We start from the raw sequence: 3,123 nt of genomic DNA, 5'->3' as shown, positions 1-3,123 counted from the left end.
TCACCTAATCAATACTCAAGGTTCTTCACTGTAAATCGTTGATTTAATAACGTTCCTATTGACAAGCCGTAGAAAAAGCTCTCAGGATAATATCCTGGGAGCTTTTTTTTAGACTTGCTTGCGGTGTTTTTGATGCCAGAAGTAGACGGGCAGACCAATCAGGGTCAGTCCCAGACCGGTCACAGCTAAGCCAGTTTCCGTGACCAGGGTCGTGACGAGAATGAAGATCCCCCCGATTAACGCGATAATGGGAATAATCGGGAACCAAGGCACCCGGTAAGGGCGATTAAGTTCTGGTTCAGTTCGTCTTAGCCGGAACACGGCCAGGAAGATCAAACAGTTGAAGCCCCACATCACGAAGACCAACATGTCGGTCAGAATGTCAAAGCTCCCCATGAACATCATGAGGAGGGCAATTAGGAACTGCACAGTCCCGGCAAAGTAAGGGACATAAGTCTTACGTGAGAGCTGACGGAAACGCTCTGAGAAGGGCAGGCTGTCCTCCTCAGCCATGGCAAAGGGCACACGCATTCCGGTCAGGGTATACCCGTTAATGGCCCCGTAGACCGAGATAAGGATGCCGATGGTGACCAATTTGCCACCAAACTGGCCGAACAACCGCATGGAGGCATCGGCCGCGGCGTTCTGGTTGCCCGCAATTAGGTCGATCGGTAGGGTCTTTAAGAAGACCAGGTTGATTAAAGTATAGATAATGGTAATTAGCGCCAGACCAAAGACAATGGCCCGGGGTAAATCTCGTTCGGGATGTTTCATTTCGCCGGCAATATTACCGATGCTGATCCAGCCATCATAGGCAAACATGGTTGCCAGTAGGCTAGAGGCAAAGGCTTTACCCCAGTTCAAGTGATCACCAGTGGCAATAGGCCAGAATTGCAGGACCGTGTGGGCTGGGGCCATCAGACCGAAGATGACGATAACGGCGATAGGAATGAGTTTAAAGACCAGGGCAATCGATTGGACGGATCCACCCACCCGAGCGCCGAGAAAGTTCAGTAGGGTGATACTAAGGCCACATAGAATGGCGACCGGTAGCTTCCAACTACTATCGAGATGGAAGAGAGCGGCGAACTGAACACCGAAAATAATCGACAGGGCCGCGATATTTGCGGGGTAGTAGACCAGCATCTGGGCCCACCCCATGAGGAAGCCCACGGGTTTGCCATAGGCGTACTCGAGATAGCGCATCGCGCCGCCGGTCCGTGGAATGGCGGCAGCTAGCTCCGCACTGGTCAAACCGGCACAGATGGTCAATAGGCCCCCAAGAATCCAGGCGACCAGGGTCATATTTGCGGAATGGTTGGCGGCCACGACACTCGCCGTCTTGAAGAACACCCCACCACCGATCACGGTTCCCATGACGGTGGCTAGGGCAGTAAACGTGCCGATTTCACGGCGTAACTCCTTTGCCAATATCAAAACTCCTTTATTCTCGAATGACTGATTTTTACATTATAGCACGTTGACCTTTTCGTGAAGGTTAAAAATGGCTGAGAGAGACGCTGGACGTGACAAAAAAACACCGCCGAGATCGCTCTCAGCGGTGTTTTCATTAAAATTAAGTTTAGTGGAAGGCCATGTTCAAGAGGAGAACAATTGCCAACCCAACCACGGCGATCACGGTTTCCAAGACGGTCCAAATACTCAAGGTTTGCTTAACAGTCAAATCGAAGTATTCGCGGAACATCCAGAACCCGGCATCGTTCACGTGAGATGCGGCTAAGGAACCGGCACCAATGGCCAGAACCATCAGGGCAGGGTCGACACCGGCTTGGGCCATCAATGGGGCCACAATTCCGGCGGCAGTCAAGGAAGCCACAGTAGCGGATCCTAAAGCAACACGCAGAACCACAGCGACCAACCAACCTAAGACCAGTGGAGACATGTTGGAATCGATAAAGATCTTGGCAACTTCTTTACCAACACCACCATCGATGAGGACTTGTTTGAAGGCCCCACCACCACCGATAACTAACAGTAGCATTGCAATTGACTTAACGGCATTTTCCAACGTTGCCATGATGTCGGCAGTCTTACGCTTCCGACCCCAGCCCATCGTGAACATTGCCACGATCAGTGAGATTAACATCGCAATCGCAGGGTCACCAATCAAGGCCACGATTTGGTCTAACATGCTGGCGTTCTTGGTTGGTGTTGCACCGCCATCCACCGTCATCTTGTAGATAGTCGTGATGGCCATCAAGATAACAGGGAAGAGCGAAGTCAAGACGGATAAGCCGAAGCTAGGGGCTTCTGAAGGCTTGAACGTCTTAACTTCACCCAATGAAGAAAGGTTACCCTTCTGTTCAAAGGCTGTAGGCGCGTAACGCTGTGCGAGCTTGGTGAACAGAGGACCGGCGATGATTGCGGCAGGAATTGCGACAACCAAACCGAAGAGTAAGACTTTCCCATCATTGGCACCTAACACAGCAGAAATAGCAACTGGTGCTGGGTGAGGTGGCAGGAATCCGTGGGTAACTGACAAGGCAGCAGCCATGGAAATCCCTAAGTAGAGAATTGGCACATCGGCTTCAACCGCAATGGCGAAGACGATAGGAATTAAGAGGACCATCCCAACTTCGAAGAAGAGGGCAATCCCTAAAATAAATGAAGCAAGCATGATAGCAAGTTGCAGGCGTTTCTTACCGAAACGATCAATTAAGGTCGTGGCAATCATGTAAGCACCACCGGCATCGGCGACTAACCGACCCAGCATAGCTCCGAAACCGAAGACTAAGGAAAGTTCACCAAGTTGGCTCCCAATCCCCGTTTCGATGGTTGCGGCGATTTTGGTTAAGTCCATCCCCAGTAACATGGCTGTCAGGACGGAGGTCAGAATCAGGGAAACGAACGTATTGATCTTGAAACGAATAATGAGGACCAATAGAAAGATAACCCCGATGACTAAAGCTAAAAGTTCCATTTGGAAGTAAGCCCTTTCATCTAATAAATTTTGAAAGGCCGCTGTGTAAACACCGACCAATCAATATGGGAGATTGTAAAATATAACCGAACACTTGTAGACAAAATGTACTAGTCCCTGTCAAGTTGACAGTTGAAATAATATAATTTTTAGTGTTACTTAAGCGGCCTCATCGCGGTATT

At 50.0% G+C, this 3,123-nt stretch carries 2 protein-coding genes; both read right to left on the bottom strand.

The annotated features are described in order from the left end of the window. Window positions 1-108: 108 nt before the first annotated feature. Window positions 109-1,434 (bottom strand): APC family permease, encoded by a 1,326-nt coding sequence (locus tag OCU14_RS11185; RefSeq protein ID WP_261811088.1) that lies wholly within the window; start codon window positions 1,432-1,434, stop codon window positions 109-111. 148 nt (window positions 1,435-1,582) lie between these two features. Continuing rightward, window positions 1,583-2,941, bottom strand: a complete 1,359-nt coding sequence (locus OCU14_RS11180) for a gluconate:H+ symporter (protein ID WP_261811087.1) — start codon at window positions 2,939-2,941, stop codon at window positions 1,583-1,585. Between the last annotated feature and the right edge of the window lie 182 nt (window positions 2,942-3,123).

It is taken from the genome of Levilactobacillus humaensis, from assembly GCF_024345185.1.
Lineage (GTDB): Bacteria > Bacillota > Bacilli > Lactobacillales > Lactobacillaceae > Levilactobacillus > Levilactobacillus humaensis.
The sequence above is the reverse complement of the archived record's forward strand: the minus strand, read 5'-3'. Positions and strand labels throughout refer to the sequence as shown.